1 protein-coding gene is annotated in these 413 nt (G+C 63.9%); it reads left to right on the top strand.

The window, feature by feature from the left end; all coding sequences use genetic code 11:
* Positions 1 to 72: 72 nt before the first annotated feature.
* Positions 73 to 413: hypothetical protein (locus ACHAA3_RS16835; protein ID WP_435710250.1), on the top strand; the 341-nt coding region annotated here is incomplete at its 3' end.

The raw sequence follows: 413 nt of genomic DNA, 5'->3' as shown, positions 1-413 counted from the left end.
TCTGCCTCGAGCTACCGATGGGAAGCGCCGGCGGGTCTGAAGGCGTCGGGTGCGACGAGTTCGACGTTGGATGTGTCGTGGGGGGCGCAGGCGGGGGCCGCAAAGTATGTGGTGAGGATCTCGCGGAGTGCGGACATGTCGAATGCGGGGTTCCGGGCGTTCACGACCAACTCGGGCACGATCTCGGGGTTGAAGCCGGGAACGACGTACTACATGCAGGTCATCGTGAAGCACTCGAAGACCAACGAGGCACTCAGCCAGTACTCCTCGAAGGTCACTGCCAAGACGACGAGCGTGAGTAGTTCGGGCTATCGGTGGTCTGCGCCGGCGGGTCTGAAGGTGTCGGGTGCGACGACTTCGACGTTGGATGTGTCGTGGGGGGCGCAGGCGGGGGCCGCGAAGTATGTGGTGAG

The organism is Aeromicrobium sp. CF3.5, assembly GCF_051262695.1.
Lineage (GTDB): Bacteria > Actinomycetota > Actinomycetes > Propionibacteriales > Nocardioidaceae > Aeromicrobium.
The sequence above is the reverse complement of the archived record's forward strand: the minus strand, read 5'-3'. Positions and strand labels throughout refer to the sequence as shown.